The 14589-nt window shown below is 36.5% G+C and carries 13 protein-coding genes; 8 read left to right on the forward strand and 5 right to left on the reverse strand.

Annotated elements, in window-relative coordinates:
- The first annotated feature begins 16 nt into the window (after positions 1 to 16).
- Both P3L37_RS09795 and ydeE read left to right on the forward strand, forming a co-directional pair.
- Positions 17 to 1174, forward strand: coding sequence for an iron-containing alcohol dehydrogenase (locus P3L37_RS09795; protein WP_109912223.1), 1158 nt, complete (start codon positions 17 to 19; stop codon positions 1172 to 1174).
- 467 nt (positions 1175 to 1641) lie between these two features.
- Complete coding sequence (gene ydeE / locus P3L37_RS09800; RefSeq protein WP_272667290.1) at positions 1642 to 2832, forward strand: efflux MFS transporter YdeE; 1191 nt, start codon at positions 1642 to 1644, stop codon at positions 2830 to 2832.
- A gap of 61 nt (positions 2833 to 2893) precedes the next feature.
- On the opposite strand, the gene P3L37_RS09805 is transcribed toward ydeE, so the two are convergent.
- The gene (locus P3L37_RS09805; RefSeq protein WP_109912222.1) at positions 2894 to 4045 is read right to left on the reverse strand and encodes an MFS transporter; all 1152 of its coding nucleotides are present in this window, start codon (positions 4043 to 4045) and stop codon (positions 2894 to 2896) included.
- A gap of 535 nt (positions 4046 to 4580) precedes the next feature.
- Between P3L37_RS09805 and P3L37_RS09810 the strand changes: the two genes are divergently transcribed.
- The gene (locus P3L37_RS09810) at positions 4581 to 5828 is read left to right on the forward strand and encodes an MFS transporter (RefSeq protein ID WP_109912221.1); all 1248 of its coding nucleotides are present in this window, start codon (positions 4581 to 4583) and stop codon (positions 5826 to 5828) included.
- A gap of 51 nt (positions 5829 to 5879) precedes the next feature.
- On the opposite strand, the gene P3L37_RS09815 is transcribed toward P3L37_RS09810, so the two are convergent.
- The 3 genes from P3L37_RS09815 to P3L37_RS09825 form a co-directional block, all read right to left on the reverse strand.
- Complete coding sequence (locus P3L37_RS09815; RefSeq protein WP_004910885.1) at positions 5880 to 6089, reverse strand: hypothetical protein; 210 nt, start codon at positions 6087 to 6089, stop codon at positions 5880 to 5882.
- A 244-nt stretch (positions 6090 to 6333) separates the two neighbouring features.
- Positions 6334 to 7410, reverse strand: coding sequence for a bifunctional DNA-binding transcriptional regulator/O6-methylguanine-DNA methyltransferase Ada (gene ada, locus P3L37_RS09820; RefSeq protein WP_109912220.1), 1077 nt, complete (start codon positions 7408 to 7410; stop codon positions 6334 to 6336).
- 170 nt (positions 7411 to 7580) lie between these two features.
- Positions 7581 to 8759, reverse strand: a complete 1179-nt coding sequence (locus tag P3L37_RS09825; protein ID WP_272667292.1) for an MFS transporter — start codon at positions 8757 to 8759, stop codon at positions 7581 to 7583.
- Positions 8760 to 8876: 117 nt separating this feature from the next.
- Between P3L37_RS09825 and P3L37_RS09830 the strand changes: the two genes are divergently transcribed.
- A complete protein-coding gene (locus P3L37_RS09830; protein ID WP_109912218.1) occupies positions 8877 to 9776 on the forward strand; it encodes a LysR family transcriptional regulator in 900 nt (299 codons plus the stop codon).
- 2 nt (positions 9777 to 9778) lie between these two features.
- Here P3L37_RS09830 and P3L37_RS09835 read toward each other — a convergent pair whose 3' ends face one another.
- Positions 9779 to 10633 carry a helix-turn-helix domain-containing protein gene (locus P3L37_RS09835; RefSeq protein ID WP_109912217.1) on the reverse strand — a complete coding sequence of 285 codons (855 nt, stop codon included), beginning with the start codon at positions 10631 to 10633 and terminating at the stop codon, positions 9779 to 9781.
- A gap of 153 nt (positions 10634 to 10786) precedes the next feature.
- Between P3L37_RS09835 and P3L37_RS09840 the strand changes: the two genes are divergently transcribed.
- The 4 genes from P3L37_RS09840 to P3L37_RS09855 all read left to right on the forward strand — a co-directional run bounded on the left by P3L37_RS09840 (position 10787) and on the right by P3L37_RS09855 (position 14589).
- On the forward strand, positions 10787 to 11329 hold the full coding sequence (locus tag P3L37_RS09840) for a GNAT family N-acetyltransferase (RefSeq protein WP_004910874.1): 543 nt from the start codon (positions 10787 to 10789) through the stop codon (positions 11327 to 11329).
- A gap of 175 nt (positions 11330 to 11504) precedes the next feature.
- Entirely contained in the window at positions 11505 to 12932 is a 1428-nt protein-coding gene (locus P3L37_RS09845) for a Na+/H+ antiporter NhaC family protein (RefSeq protein ID WP_004910864.1), read from the forward strand.
- Between the two features lie 15 nt (positions 12933 to 12947).
- Positions 12948 to 13937, forward strand: a complete 990-nt coding sequence (locus P3L37_RS09850; RefSeq protein ID WP_004910863.1) for a D-cysteine desulfhydrase — start codon at positions 12948 to 12950, stop codon at positions 13935 to 13937.
- Between the two features lie 130 nt (positions 13938 to 14067).
- Positions 14068 to 14589, forward strand: a complete 522-nt coding sequence (locus P3L37_RS09855) for a GNAT family N-acetyltransferase (RefSeq protein WP_109912216.1) — start codon at positions 14068 to 14070, stop codon at positions 14587 to 14589.

Below are 14589 nucleotides of genomic sequence, written 5' to 3' on the forward strand. Positions count from 1 at the left end.
TCTGCGAAGGCCATATATGAACAATTTCGAATTTTATAACCCCACTCGTATCATGTTTGGTGAAGGTAAAATCAGTGAACTTGACCGAGTTATCCCTAAAAATGCTAAGGTTCTTATTTTATTTGGCGGTGAAAGTGCAAGAAAAACAGGAACCTTAAATGAAGTTGAGCAAGCTTTAGGATCTCGAACATTCGATCATTTTGGTGGAATTGAGGCTAATCCTCGTTATGAAACCTTGATAAAAGCGGTCGATAAAATTGAAAAGGAAGGCTTTGACTACTTGCTGGCTGTTGGTGGCGGTTCGGTCATTGATGGCGTTAAATTTGTTGCGGCAGCGGTAAATTATCCAGGTGATAAGTGGGAAGTGGTCACCAATAGAGGCACTACCATAAATACTGCGCTACCGTTTGGAACTGTATTAACATTACCTGCTACAGGTTCTGAAATGAACAAAGGTTCTGTGATTACTCGTGAAGAACTACACTCTAAACTTGCATTTATGAGTGACCACGTATTTCCTCAGTTCTCTATTCTTGACCCAGTCAAAACCTATACCTTACCGGCTCGTCAAATCAGTAATGGTGTCGTTGACGCTTTTGTTCATGTGATTGAACAATATTTGACTTATCCAGTAAATGCCTATGTACAAGATGCATTTGCAGAAGGTTTATTGAAGACATTAATCGAAATTGGACCTAAAGCGCTAGAGACTCCGAAAGATTATGATATTCGGGCTAATTTAATGTGGACAGCCACATTGGCTTTAAACGGTTTAATCGGTGTTGGTGTTCCACAAGACTGGTCTACCCATATGTTAGGTCACGAAATTACTGTGTTGTATGGTTTGGATCATGCACAAACACTCGCGATTGTTCTACCGTCCATGCTGACAGAAAAATTAGCCCAAAAACAGGCCAAATTAGTGCAATATGCCGAACGAGTTTGGGGAATTACGTCAGGTACAGAACAAGAGAAAGCACTCAAATCCATTGAGTTAACTCGAGAGTTCTTTGAAAAAATGCGAGTGGGTACTCGTTTCAGTGACTACCAGCTGAATCAAGATGTTATTGAGCCCTTAGTCAATAGCTTGGCTGCACATGGTATGGTGAAATTAGGTGAGCACCAAGATATTAATTTAGATATTAGCCGCCGAGTATATACTGCCGCTTTATAATGTTTACTTCTTTCGAAAAGGTGCAAAATTGCACCTTTGAGGTTATTGACAAAGCGGGATAAAAGCGTGATTTTTCCCGCTTTGTGTTATCAGCCGAAAATCAATAATTTGATTTTCCTCGTTTATTTTCAAAACCTATTAGACTTGCCGCCAAGCATAATATGTTTGGCGGCAAGTCTGAAAGGTGCAAATTTGCACCTTTTTCTATTTTAACGTCAAGATTCCTTCGCCTTATAACTCACTTTAAATTCTTGGTGATTACAACAGCATATAACATTTAATTATCAAGATTGTATTTCATATTACCAGATTTTTAATTGAGAATGGTACATTAGCATCAGCAAAATATTGTTTTCAATTTTGAGCATTAATCACCATATCTCACCGCAGTAAATTTAGGTATTTTATAGCTTACAGAACGTCTGAAACAAATCTATAACAACAATTAATGAGTTAGGTTGTGTGCCATGTTATCTAAATTTAATATATCAAACAGTGCATTACTTGCATCGTCACTGCTCTTAACTATTGGGCGTGGTGCGACATTGCCCTTCATGGCTATTTACCTGACCCGTGAATATAAAATGGCTATTGATATTGTTGGTGTTGCAATGTCAATGGCTATGGTAGTCGGTGTTTTATTTAGCATGGGTTTTGGCATGCTAGCTGACCGCGTAGACAAAAAACGCTGTATGTTATTTGCTGTTATCGCCTTTATTTGTGGGTTTATTGCAATACCTATCGTTAATAATGCAATTTTAGTTATTATTTTCTTTTCACTAATAAATTGCTCTTATTCCGTATTCTCTACGGTACTAAAAGCGTATTTCGCAGATACCCTCACCGTTGCATTAAAAGCAAAAATATTTTCCTTAAACTATACCTTTATTAATATAGGCTGGACCGTTGGACCACCAATTGGTACTTGGTTATTAATGTATAGTATTAACTTGCCATTCTATTTAGCCGCAATTTCTGCCGCTTTTCCGATATTTTTTATACAAAGGTTTGTACAGAGCATAAAGCCGACACTATTAGGAGAAGGCCAAATCCGTAAATGGAACCCTGTCGCTATGCTACGAGACCAAGTGCTAGCTTGGTTTATTTTATCAACGTTTTTAGGCTCATTAGTTTTCGGTACTTTTACGACTTGGATATCCCAGTACGCCATTACTGTAGCGGACAGTGATTTCGCTCAAGTGGTTATTGGTGTTATTTTGCCTGTGAATGCGATTGTCGTGGTGACGTTGCAATATACCGTCGGAAAACGCATCACCCCAGATAATTTAAGAAAATTAATGACATTAGGCAGTCTATTTTTTATTTTAGGGTTGGCAACCTTTATGTATGCCCATGAAAATTTATACCTTTGGGCTCTTGGTGCCTTTATTTTCACTCTGGGTGAATTAATTTATGCCCCTGGTGAATATATGCTGATTGATAGTATTGCACCAGACGGAATGAAGGCTAGTTACTTTTCGGCCCAATCTCTAGGGCTGCTTGGTGGTGCATTTAATCCGATGTTAACAGGGGTTGTATTAACAGAACTTCCACCCTATTTTATTTTTATTATTCTTATGTTTATTACATTTTTAGCTTGGCTATCCATGTTAAATGGAATGCGTCTAAGAAAGAAACAACTATTAGTTGCCCAATAGCACTCTTTTCTCCACTGAAAAACCATTTTCGGTGGAGAAAAATAAGCAATCTACTATCTTTTTATTCTCTGTCTTTTCTCTGTCTTGTCGGGAAAACTAAAAAAATAGCGGAGCTCAAGAATATAACAATCATGATCATAGAAATCACAAGGTGACCTTTCGAAAAAAATAAAGAAAATACGGGTAGTGCAGATAATAAAACCAAGTTGTTCACACTCTCGGATATCGACAAGACAAAACCTTTATTCTCTGCACTTTGCCTTGCTAACATTGAGGTACTTATGGGAGATGCTAATCCCAACATCCCCCCAAGAATAGTTAAGCATAAGCCATGACCAATTAACGAAAGCCACCCACTAAGAAATAACATAATCGCAGCCATGATTATTAAAATAATAACAATGAGTTTTGTATTATTTGACGTCTTAATCCTCTCTATTCTTGCAACCAAACCATTGCCACATAATAATCCGACCCCGAATAATCCCATTAGACTGCCAACTTCAACGCTTTCTAAGTGTGATCTTTGCCTTAATATTTCACCCGCAAGCAGAAACATACAGACTGACACCCCATTCCATAGACCTTTCGCTAATATAAGTCGAACAATACCTTTTTGTTTAATCGCTATGAAAGATAATTTTTTACTGGTTACTTTTTGTGAACGAGGTAGCGTAAATATCCCTATGATGAATACCACTAAGCACCCTACCGCGGTATAAATAAATGGCGCGTACCACGCAAAATACTGAACTAATGCCCCAGCGATGATAGGCCCGGTAATAATACCGACAGTCATTCCCATCATAATGTTTCCCATTGCTGCAGCTTGCTTACTTTCGCTCATCACATCAGCAATAAGGGCAAAGATAACCGGAACAAGTGCGGCAGATGCTAATCCACCAAATCCTCTTAAAACTAGTGCAATCAATAAATTAGGCGCAAAAATAATAACCAAGCTATCAAGTGATAATAACAAAAGAGCCATGAGTACAATTTTTCGTTTATCAATTCGATCTGATAAGAAACCTATAATAGGCGCTGCCAAGGTATAGGCCAATGCATAAGCTGATATCAACCAAGCAATTTGGTCGGGCTGAACATGAAAAACATTTGCTAACGGCGATAAAATCGCCGATAACATGAATTCTGCGGTACCCACAAGGTATACCGCTACTGCGGATAAAAGCAGCAGGTAATGAGTAGATATCATAATATTCTCGTTTTGATATACATCGAATTTCCAACCATTGTTTATGATTGGTACTTATAAAATTTGAATTTTAAAAAAGTAGTTGAGGTAAGTTTTTTGGTAGCGAGCCACTAGGGCGCAGTCAAGCTGACTACTGGAAAAATTGAGATATTAATTGGGATAGCATACTGAAAGTATGAGGCTGAAGAGATACCTATTAAATCTTAAATATGAATTAAATTCAAGTAATACCGACTAAGTTAAATATATATTAACTATCATTTAATCATCTTGAATTCAGAAAAGTTAATTCTCACACTTATTTTATTATATCTTTATTTTGATACGTGAAATCTCCTATAAAAAGGGACTAATTCCTACAATTAATCGATGATTTGCCTCTTCCATATCAAAAAAAACTCACATTAACTATTTTATAATGCTCAAACAATAACAAGATGGGTGCTTCCATGTTTAGTTATTAAATTAATTGAAAAGAACAGTTTATTTAATAATTACATTAAAGCATGTTTAGGCTAACGGAAGGTGTATAAACATGAATATCACTGCTCGGCTGAAATTCGTTTCATTTCTTCAATTTTTTATCTGGGGCTCATGGCTGGTTACTTTTGCGTCTTACCTCTTCAATACCTTACATTTCAAAGGTGGTGAAATTGGCCTGATTTTTAGTACATTAGGCATCTCAGCTTTATGTTCACCGATTATTATCGGATTTATTGCAGATAAAATTAATAACCGAAAACTGGTGTATATTGCTTCACATATTATTTCTGCTGTATTTTTGATCGCAATGGCGCATAGTGACTCAATAACCTTGCTATTTATTATGACATTAGTTCACCTAATGTTTTATATGCCAACTATTTCCGTTTGTAATAGCATTGTTTTTGAGATGTTGAGCGCAAAAAAACTCGATTCGGATGTTTATTTTCCCAAAATACGCGTTTACGGCACCGTAGGTTTTATTGTTGCTATGTGGACAATTAGCTTATTAAAATTGGAAATGAGTTTTTATCAATTATATGTAGGTGCGATCGCATCCGTGGTCCTCAGTATCTTTTCTATTTTCTTTATTTCAACACAGGCCTGTAAAATTGAGAAAAAAGAACAGAAATCTAGCTTTAGTTGTCAAAATATTATTTTACTCTTTAAAAAGGGGCGAGTTGCAGTATTCTTGTTTTTTGCCATGCTATTAGGTTCTGTCTTACAAATTACCAATACCTTTGGCGTTCCCTTTTTACAAGATATGGCATTAATGCCTGAAGCTAGAGGCTCGGTTTTTTCTGAATACCCCACTATCTTTTTATCGATATCGCAATTTTCAGAAATTGTCTTTATTTTACTCTTGCCGCTGTTACTCAAAAAATTCAAAATTGAAACCATCTTATTTATGAGTATGATTGCATGGATTTTACGACTAGGCTTATTTGCTTATGGTGATTTCACTGCGATTGGTACACTGGCATTATTTTTATCCATGGTTGTATACGGCTGTGCATTTGATTTCTTTAATATCGCAGGAGCACTATTTTTGGAAAAAGAAATTGCGCCCGAATTTCGTTCAACAGCACAAGGCGTATTCACCACATTAGTCAATGGATTTGGTACGTTTTTAGGGGCGGTATTATGTGGTTGGGTTATCGAGCTTAATACCGTCAATGGTATAGTAGATTGGAAAACCTTCTGGATGATTTTTACAGGTTACACGGCCAGTTTTACACTTCTCTATGTGATTTACTTATTCTATTCTAAAAATAGTCAACCGAAACCCACCATTCAATGACTATTATTCCCCTTATTCATGACTCATATCTACTGAATAAGGGGTTTTATATTATTTTAAGCTTGTGACTTTTAATGCTTCCCCTAATATTTTAATTGCATTGCGTCGCCTTGCGATTAATGGAAGCGCATAGTTTATTCGCAAATGATTAAGGAAACATCCGCCGGTCGAGAAATGTTCCCCTGTTAAAACGGTGACTTTATTACGATGTAGAATATCGAGTAATTTACGACTATCAACCGGTAGATGTTCAACCCACAATGAAAATCCTCCTTGTGGCCGCGAAATACGAGTATTAGCAGGAAAATGGGTTTCAACTAACTCTTTATATTGGCATGTTACTTCTAAAAGTAAAACTTTAGTTCTAGATACTATATTGTGTTTACTAAACAGCACCTATTATATATTAATATAGGTGCTGTTTATTTTAAATATTCTAATTAAGGTAGTTCACTAGAAATAATTATATGAATACTATGGTTACCCGTGATCCCCTTAGCTATCATTAACTATTATCTGCCTTATACTGGGCTTCTTTTAACAATAGCGCTTGTTTTCGGTCAATGCCCCAACGATAGCCTGAAAGGTCACCATTACTCTTAACCACTCGGTGACAAGGAATAGCGACAGCTAACATATTTGCACCACAGGCATTAGCTACCGCTCTGACGGCACTAGGCTTGCCAATTTTTTCTGCTATATCACTGTAACTTACTGTTTCCCCTACTGGAATATTACGTAAAGCTTGCCAAACGCGTTGTTGAAATGCAGTGCCTTGAATGTCTAATGGTAAATTTAATCCAATTTCAGGTGCTTCAATAAAACCTACCACCTGAGCAACCAGTTGCTCAAAGCCGTCATCTCCTCCAATCAGCTCTGCTTTTGGGAATTTATCCTGTAAATTATTCAATAACTGCTCAGGGTCATCCCCTAACAAAATGGCGCAAACACCTATCGGACTTTGTGCAACCAATAGTGTCCCTAATGAGCAAACCGCAAGAGCAAAGTAAATTTTACTGCCCCCCCCTCCTGATTTCCATTCACTCGGCGTCATTCCTAGTCGTTGAGATGAGGCTTCATAAAAGCGACTATTTGATTGATAACCCGCATCATAAATAGCGTCAGTAATTCGTTTTTTTTCTTGAAGCCGTTGTTGCAAGGTTTTATGGCGAAATGCATCCGCATAGGCTTTTGGTGTTAACCCTATTTGCGCTTTAAACAAACGGTGGAAATGATAGCGACTCATACCAATGTAACTAGCTAATGCAGCCAAACTCACCGTTTGCTCTTGCTGTTCAATATAACGACAAGCTTTCTCAATTTGCTCTTGATAAAATTGGGTTAATTGTGATGTTTCTGTCCGAAAGCGTTTTCCTGCACGATAGCCTTGTTCAATCGCTTGTTGCTCATTATCAAAAAACTCAACATTATTTATATTTGGTAAACGGCCAGCAGCAGACGGATGGCAATAAATAGCAGAGGTTCTTACACCGTAAACAAAGTGACCATCCGCGGCTTTATTCCTTTCAACCACCGCTTGCCATCTCTGTTCTGGCGTATTCCACAAATTTTTAGTTGTCATCATGTCGCCCTTCTTTAGTTAATTGCATTAATTATGACAAACTACAATTGCAAAAAACTCCGAACATTGCTTTTTAATTCAAGTTTTATTTATTCCGTGCGAGGGATCCTTTTAATCCACTTAACGGTGATTTTACATTAATTATCAAATGAAGAATAAGTACAATAAAATTAGCTGCATGCAATTTCAGTTTCCATTTTAGAATCGGATTTTTTGCGAAAAACAACCAGAATAACCATAATTCCCAAAACAGCGACTAGTGCCCCCATAAAACTAATCATTGAATAGCTATACCCATAGGATAAAACTATCCCACCAATTGCTGCGCCAATGGCATTTCCTAAATTAAAGGCACCTATATTAACGGAGGACGCTAAGGCTTGCGCACCTTTTGCTGCATTCATGACTAACATTTGAATAGGAGGAACAATACCAAAGCTAAAAATACTCCATACCATTAGGCCGACACCCGCACCAAATGCATTTACCGCAATAAATGGGAATATAGCCATGCTTAATGCCAACATAATGAAAAATATTATTAAAGTGCTAAAAAGTGACTTATCTGCAAATAACCCACCAATATAATTACCAACAGTAAAGCCTATACCGATAATCACTAACATTATTGTGACCATTTGGTCTGAAGCCTGAATAAAATTCATTAACATTGGTGTAATATAGGTATACAACGTAAACATTGCGCTCGCACCTAACACAGTAGATAACATGCCTAACAGGACTTGAGGGCGCCGTAAAATACGCAATTCATTTTTTACATCCACTTTTGTCCCCATTAGGTTATTTGGTAAAGCCCAAATTAAACTTATAATCGTCAAAATGCCTAAAATTGAAATTAAATAAAATGCCTGCCTCCATCCTACGACTTGTGTTAATTTCGTCATCAAAGGTACGCCACCAATATTGGCTATTGTTAACCCCATGAACATAGCCGCTATTGCACTTGCTTGTTTTCCTGGAGGAACCACGCTTGCCGCAACAATTGCGCCTAATCCAAAAAATGCACCATGATTTAAACTGGTAATAAAACGAGAAAGTGACAGGGTCACCAAATCAGGTGACATTGCCGATAATACATTCCCAATAGTGAAGATCGACATCAAAAATACTAATGCTATTTTAGGGCGCCTTTTGACTAACAATAGCGTCATAATAGGTGCACCAACCATAACTCCAAGGGCATAAATAACCACTATCACACCCACAGAAGGAATGTCTTCTTTAAGATTGTCAGCAATATAAGGAAGCATTCCTATTGGTGAAAATTCTGTTGCTCCAATAGCAAAAGCCCCTATTGCTAATGCTAGTAATGCCGTGTTAATTCTCATTTAAAAACCTTATTGAAATAAATTATTAACATTTTTATTAATGAGCAGAATTTTTTCACATTGATACTCAATGAAAAAGGCGTTAAGGTGAAAATAACTTTTGCCGGATATGCAATAATGAAAATAACTTTTGAAGAGCTTCAGGCCTTTATTAGCGTTGTAGATTGTGGTTCTATCACCGCAGCAGCAGAGCAATTAAACATGACAATATCGACAGTAAGTCGTTTATTGCTCAGGCTTGAAGAAAAAATAAATACGACGTTAATCTACCGAACAACTCGTTCAATTAAACTTAGTGATGAAGGCGCTGCATTTTTGCAGAAATCGCGAAAAATAGTTGAACTAGCTCAAGAAGCTGAAGATATGCTCTCAATACGACAGACTGTTCCTTCAGGTAAATTACGGATAGATGCATCAACTCCCTTTTTGACTCATGTTATTGCCCCATTGATTCCACAATTTTATGCACTTTATCCGCAAATCGAACTTGAGATCCATAACTATGAAGGAATTACTAATCTGTTAGAAAAACGAATTGATGTAGCTTTTCGTATTGGAGTCCTCAAAGATTCTTCACTCAATGCCACCTTATTAGGTTTTAGTCGACAACGACTCGTTGCCAGCCCTGATTATCTTGAAAAATATGGCGTACCGGAAAGTATTGAAGAATTAAAACAACACTGTTTATTAGGCTTCACTCAACCTGATTCATTAAATATTTGGCCAATAAAAACTCATGATGGGGATTTATTTAAGATTTCACCTGATATTTCAGGCACTAGCGGCGAAGTTTTATTTCACCTTGCAGTTCAAGGTGCAGGCATTTTATGTTCAGCTGATTTCGTCACACTAGACGCTTTCGCTCGTGGTGAATTAGTACAAGTATTAGAAAAGAAAACCATTAAAACTCGCCAACCTATAAATGCCGTTTACTATCGTAACCAAGCTGTTTCACCACGCTTACGCTGTTTCATTGAATTTATAAAAAAATACTCAACAAAGATTGAACCACATTAATATTATTTATTTTTCCGTTCTTTTTGTTCAATACGTTTTTTAAATCCCGTTAACGTCATCCCTGTATGCCGTTTAAAATAGCGACATAAATAAGATGTATCTTCAAAGTTTAATTCATCCGCAATTTGCTTAATGGATAAATTACCAATTTCTAATAATGCCTTTATTTCTAGAATCACTTGCCTATCAATCAATACCTTTGGTGAGTCTTTAAAAAAACTTTGACTAATTTTAGATAAGTAAAATGGTGTGATCGACAATTGCTCCGCATAAAATTTCACTTCTTTATGCTGTTTACAGTAGGTCGTAATTAAGCCCCAAAAACGCCAGCACAGTTGCTCTTGGCGGCTTTTATTTTCTGGTTTGATAGAAGTGTGTTGTGCATGATTACTAATTTCTAAAAATAAATTTTGCAAATGATTTTTTAATTGTAATAGCCCATGACCACTCCAGTTAGACACGATAGTTAGAAGAATATATCTCCAGCTTTCAAATAGTGCAGCTTTTTCTAATGGCGTTGAAATCACAGGGAAGTCATTAAAAAAAGCAAAAAGTTGATGTGGTAATGCATAAGCAATTTCTACTGCTAGCTTTTTATCAATCAACCAATACTCCAAACGAAATTTGCGTGATTTGGCTTGTAGCATTGCAAAGGAATCATCGTACAAAACGATTATGTCGTTTTTTCGTACTGGATACCGTTTGAAATTAATATTGAATGTTGCATATCCTTGCTTGCACACACAAACCGCCACATAAGATGTTTTAATCGGTTTAAATTGCATTTTATCCATATGGCTTTCACCAATCCGAATGACTTCAGGCAAATCAATTTGATAATTTTTTAAATGCATCATGATCGTTGTACTTTAATTTGCACCATATCGCACTACCATAACAAATAAGTTGTTATAAGTACCTAAAATGAACAAGTTATGCCCTTATTTTATTTCTATAAATACCTAAAATAACTTTCAAGTTAGGAGATAGCGTAATGAGGAGATGATAAAATGGTACTTACAACAAATAGGTTAATATTGCGTCCTTGGCAAGAAACAGATGCCGCGGATTTATATTTCTATGCAAAAGATGAAAGAATTGGCCCAATCGCAGGTTGGCCTACTCACAAAAGCGAAGAAGAAAGTCTTTCTATTATCAAAAATATTTTTATGCGTGATGAAATTTACGCTGTGACGTTAAAAAATGAGAACCAAGCTATTGGCTTGATTGGTTTATCATTCAGCCATGAAAGTAATTTTCCTATTGGTGAAAATGACGCAGAAGTTAGCTATTGGGTTGGTGTACCGTTCTGGGGAAAAGGCATTATTCCAGAATCAATTAACGCCATCATTCACCATGCTTTCACTGATTTAAAATTAGATAATTTGTGGTGCGGTTACTTTCAAGGTAACGAACAATCTAAAATTGCTCAAGAAAAATGTGGCTTCAAATACTATGCAACTCTTGAACCACAATTTATTGAATTAATTGGCGAAACTAAAACAGAAGATATTAGTAAAATAACAGCTAAAGAGTGGCAAGCTCGACAGTAATATTTGATTCTATCTATACATATGGCCAACATTTATCTGTTTGGCCTTTTTCTTATTAATTTATTGTCACAACGTATTTCAAACTACATAAAATTATTCTACCGTGTTCCTATTAATGCTATGATTTTTCAACAATTATAAAATTCATATTTTCTCTCGGATCACAGGTAAACACATGCAGGACTATGGTATTTGGACCGTTATCACTCCCATTGTGACTATAATATTGGCGATATTAACTCGCCAAGTCATGCTTTCATTAATGTTAGGAATACTCGTTGGTTTTACTGTCATTCATGACCACAACGTATTATTAGGTGTACAAGGTACCGTTGATGGTATTATTGATACATTTTCATCTGCAGGAAATACGCGAACAATTGTCTTTATGGTTATGATCGGTGGGATCATGAGACTTGTTGTGGTTACAGGTGGCGTTCGTGCTTTAGTTCAGTTACTTACCAATAAGACAAAATTAATTAAAAACCGTAAATCTACTCAGTTGCTCGCCATTATCATTACTTCTCTTATTTTTATTGAAAGTTCAATTAACCAATTAGTCGCTGGAGCTTCAACTAAAAATCTCGCACGACAATATGGTGTTGCCCCTGAAAAAATGTCCTATATTATCCAAACTGCGTGTGTTTCTGTTTGTTCCTCTGCCATCATCAATGGGTGGGGAGCGGTAATAATGGGGTTAATTGGGGTACAAATTTCCCAAGGGCTGATTCAAGGCGAGCCTTTTGATATTTTAATTACGTCGATTGGTTACAATTTAATGGCGTGGTTATCCATTATAACGATCCTATTCTATGTATTTACTAATATTTCATGGGGTCCCATGAAAAAAGCAGAAGATACATACCAACAAAATTTTATTGCTGGGAACATTTCTCAATTACAACGTCAGGATAACGAAGAAGAGATTATTGACCACCCTAATGCTCATTCTTCATTAAACTTCTTTATACCTATTTTATCTACAGTATTAATGGTCCCTATCGCACTATATATCACAGGTGATGGTGACTTTAGTAAAGGAAGCGGTTCGACATCCGTATATTGGGGAGTCATGTTTGGTACTATGGTATCTTTCTGTTGGTTTATCGGTCGACGGTTACTAAATATTGATGCTTTCTTTAAAGAATTGTTTATCGGTTATGCCAATATGCTAAAAATTAGCTCCATTATGATTTTAGCATTTTTAATGGGTAATGTTTCTGCTGAGTTAAATACAGGTGCTTATATTGCTGAAGTCACTCAAGGCGTTATGGCCCCAGGTTTTTCTATTGGTTTTATCTTTATAATTAGCGCCATTATGTCTTTAGCAACAGGCACCTCTTGGGGTACTTTCGCAATAATGATCCCTATCGGAGTTCAATTAGGTTTATCTGTAGGAATGCCTGTGGAATATATGATTGGTGCAGCAATTTCTGGCTCAATATTTGGCGATATGACCTCTCCAATTTCTGCGGATGCTATTGTTGCATCAATGGCGACAGACTGCGAACATATTGAGCATATTCGAACACAGATGCCTTATGCACTAGTGACTGCCAGTATTGTTCTTGCTATTTACCTTTACCTTGGTTTCTCTTATTAATTATTGGGAATTTAGATGTCTCTTCAACAACGACTAGCACAGTTTGCAAAAATAGATTTACTTAACGCATCGACTCCGCTTAATCGATTGAATAATTTATCGCGTAAGTTTGGTCGTGAGATTTATATAAAGCGTGATGATATGACTCCCCTTGCCATGGGGGGAAATAAACTGCGTAAACTAGAATTTTTAATGGCTGATGCATTAGCCAAAAAAGCAAAAATTATTGTTACTGCGGGGGCAATTCAATCAAACCATGTCCGCCAAACAGCCGCAGTTGCCGCTATGCATGGGCTTGAATGCGTTGCATTGTTAGAAAATCCAATTCAAAGCGATAATCCTAACTTTCTTCATAATGGTAATAAATTATTAACTGATTTATTTGCCACTCGTTGTGTTATGTGTGACGAACTAACCGATCCGCAATCTCAACTGGAAGAATTAATAAAAACACTTTCTCTTAAAGATGCCTATATTGTCCCTGTTGGAGGGTCAAATGCATTAGGTGCCTTAGGCTATATTCAATGTGCTATTGAAATAGCTCAGCAGAAGCCAGAACATATAGAATTTGACAAAGTTATTGTTGCCTCCGGGAGTGCCGGAACGCATGCAGGGCTTGCCATTGGCTTGCAAGAACTATTACCACAAAGCCAAGTAATTGGTGTCACCGTTTCAAGAAAACAACAAGACCAAGCCCCTAAAGTTGAAAAATTGCAATCCGAACTGGCTCAATGGCTGGATCTAACTAAAACACCCAAAGTACAACTATGGGATAACTTCTTTACCCCCATGTACGGAATGCCAAACCAAAAAGGCCTCGCAGCAATCAATTTATTAGCGAGGCAAGAAGGTATTTTATTAGACCCAGTTTATACCGGTAAAGCCATGGCTGGATTAATTGACTACTTAGAAAACTCTGAAGAAAAAACCCCCATTCTATTTGTTCATACAGGTGGAGCCCAAGCGTTATTTGCTTACTCAGATATTAGCCAAACAATTAAATAATCATCATCAGATAAAAGGGCTAAATAGTCCTTTTATCTTCTCTCTAATACCAAAAATGCTCTATTTTTCCTCTTCTATGACATTTATCAATTGATTGCTATACACTGATAAAGCACAGGAGAAAACATTTATGAACCAAGTTCCCCATATACTAAGAAAAGCAACGAAACACGACGCGTTATTGCTACATAAAATAGGTACGGAAAGTTATTTGCATCATTTTGCTACATTATGGAATAGCCAAAATGAACTTAACTCATATTTAAATCAAGAATACAGCACAACTAAAATCACTGAAGACCTTAATCAACAGCATATTGATTGGTATGTTATTGAAAATAGGAGCCCAATCGGTTTAGTAAAACTAACCTATCACTCCTGTATACCTGAAACTAATTTAGTTGGTACTTTGTTAAATAAGCTTTACTTTTCTCCTGGCGCTACAGGTAAAGGTTATGGAAAAACCGTATTTAAATTTATTGAAGCGCTCGCAAAACAACAAGGTGACTCTTTGCTATGGCTAGATGTTCTCGCAAGTAACACTCGAGCAATGGCATTTTATCAGTCAAACGATATGCATATTCTAAAAGAAATGTTATTTACAAGCGAAACACAGAAATCTCTTGAATATATTATGAGCAAAACACTTTAA

It is taken from the genome of Providencia sp. PROV114 (assembly GCF_032704305.1).
Classification (GTDB): Bacteria; Pseudomonadota; Gammaproteobacteria; order Enterobacterales; family Enterobacteriaceae; genus Providencia; species Providencia rettgeri.

What these genes read in the sequence shown, in the direction of transcription:
- P3L37_RS09825 (WP_272667292.1), bottom strand. Translation starts at nt 8,759, where the DNA reads ATGAGAATTAACACGGCATTACTAGCATTAGCAATAGGGGCTTTTGCT.
- P3L37_RS09855 (WP_109912216.1), top strand. Translation starts at nt 14,068, where the DNA reads ATGAACCAAGTTCCCCATATACTAAGAAAAGCAACGAAACACGACGCG.
- P3L37_RS09830 (WP_109912218.1), top strand. Translation starts at nt 8,877, where the DNA reads ATGAAAATAACTTTTGAAGAGCTTCAGGCCTTTATTAGCGTTGTAGAT.
- P3L37_RS09805 (WP_109912222.1), bottom strand. Translation starts at nt 4,045, where the DNA reads ATGATATCTACTCATTACCTGCTGCTTTTATCCGCAGTAGCGGTATAC.
- P3L37_RS09810 (WP_109912221.1), top strand. Translation starts at nt 4,581, where the DNA reads ATGAATATCACTGCTCGGCTGAAATTCGTTTCATTTCTTCAATTTTTT.
- P3L37_RS09850 (WP_004910863.1), top strand. Translation starts at nt 12,948, where the DNA reads ATGTCTCTTCAACAACGACTAGCACAGTTTGCAAAAATAGATTTACTT.
- ada (WP_109912220.1), bottom strand. Translation starts at nt 7,410, where the DNA reads ATGACAACTAAAAATTTGTGGAATACGCCAGAACAGAGATGGCAAGCG.
- ydeE (WP_272667290.1), top strand. Translation starts at nt 1,642, where the DNA reads ATGTTATCTAAATTTAATATATCAAACAGTGCATTACTTGCATCGTCA.
- P3L37_RS09795 (WP_109912223.1), top strand. Translation starts at nt 17, where the DNA reads ATGAACAATTTCGAATTTTATAACCCCACTCGTATCATGTTTGGTGAA.
- P3L37_RS09840 (WP_004910874.1), top strand. Translation starts at nt 10,787, where the DNA reads ATGGTACTTACAACAAATAGGTTAATATTGCGTCCTTGGCAAGAAACA.
- P3L37_RS09845 (WP_004910864.1), top strand. Translation starts at nt 11,505, where the DNA reads ATGCAGGACTATGGTATTTGGACCGTTATCACTCCCATTGTGACTATA.
- P3L37_RS09835 (WP_109912217.1), bottom strand. Translation starts at nt 10,633, where the DNA reads ATGATGCATTTAAAAAATTATCAAATTGATTTGCCTGAAGTCATTCGG.